This is a genomic window from Vibrio sp. 1557 (assembly GCF_033340175.1).
GTDB lineage: Bacteria > Pseudomonadota > Gammaproteobacteria > Enterobacterales > Vibrionaceae > Vibrio > Vibrio alginolyticus.
This window is the reverse complement of record NZ_JAWOVZ010000233.1, coordinates 1-1140: the sequence shown is the minus strand read 5'-3', so window position 1 is coordinate 1140 and position 1140 is coordinate 1. Positions and strand designations below refer to the sequence as shown.

The 1140-nt window shown below is 50.5% G+C and carries 1 protein-coding gene; it reads left to right on the top strand.

All coding sequences use genetic code 11. From position 1 onward, the window contains the following. Positions 1-1048, top strand: a 1048-nt coding sequence (locus R7070_RS26130; protein WP_318141505.1) for a YifB family Mg chelatase-like AAA ATPase, incomplete at its 5' end; no start/stop codon positions are given. Positions 1049-1140 lie beyond the last annotated feature (92 nt).

Below are 1140 nucleotides of genomic sequence, written 5' to 3'. Positions count from 1 at the left end.
CTTACTTGAGGTGTGTGCGGAGTTATGTGGTCAGCATCGTCTCAATCTTTATCAAACTCCGAAGCGAAAAACGGTTGAAAAACATGGTCGAGATCTACAAGACATCATTGGCCAGCAACAAGGCAAGCGTGCTCTAGAAATTGCGGCGGCTGGAAACCACAACCTACTTTTCCTTGGTCCTCCTGGTACAGGAAAAACCATGCTGGCATCGCGTTTATGCGACTTACTGCCGGAGATGAGCGACGAAGAAGCGATGGAAACGGCTTCAGTCGCATCACTGACGCAAAGTGAGATTAATGAGCACAACTGGAAGTCGCGTCCGTTTCGTGCGCCGCACCATTCCAGTTCGATGGCTGCATTAGTTGGTGGTGGCTCGGTGCCAAGACCGGGAGAGATTTCTTTGGCTCACAATGGGTTATTGTTCCTTGATGAAATGCCGGAGTTTGACCGTAAAGTGTTGGACTCGTTACGAGAACCACTGGAATCGGGTGAGATCATCATTTCGCGCGCACAAGGAAAAACGCGCTTTCCTGCTCGTTTTCAGCTAGTGGGCGCGTTGAATCCAAGCCCAACTGGCTATTACGAAGGGAATCAAGCTCGCACTAACCCTCAAGCTATTTTGCGTTACTTAGGTCGTTTATCGGGACCGCTTCTCGACCGTTTTGATATGTCGTTAGAAATTCCATCCTTACCGAAAGGCACGTTGGCGGAAGGTGGTGATCGAGGTGAACCCACGGAACTCGTCAAAGAGCGCGTCAGTCTTGCTCGCGAGAGCATGCTCAATCGAAACGGCAAAGTAAACGCACTGCTCGGTAGCCGTGAGATTGAGGCATTTTGTCCGTTGCAAAAAAGCGATGCGGAATTTCTCGAAACTGCACTCCATCGGCTGGGGTTATCGATTCGTGCCTATCATCGCATCATTAAAGTGGCCCGCACGATAGCGGATTTAGAAGGTGCTGAGCAGATTGAGCGTTCTCATTTGGCGGAAGCGCTCGGGTATCGCGCGATGGACCGATTGCTGAAACAACTCACGGCTCAAGCCGTGTAGTGGTCATTTGAGAGGAGTTCGCGGCGAGTATTCACATGTTCGCCGCGAGAACCATGTTAGAAGCTGTAGTTAAAGCCTAACGACAAAAGGTA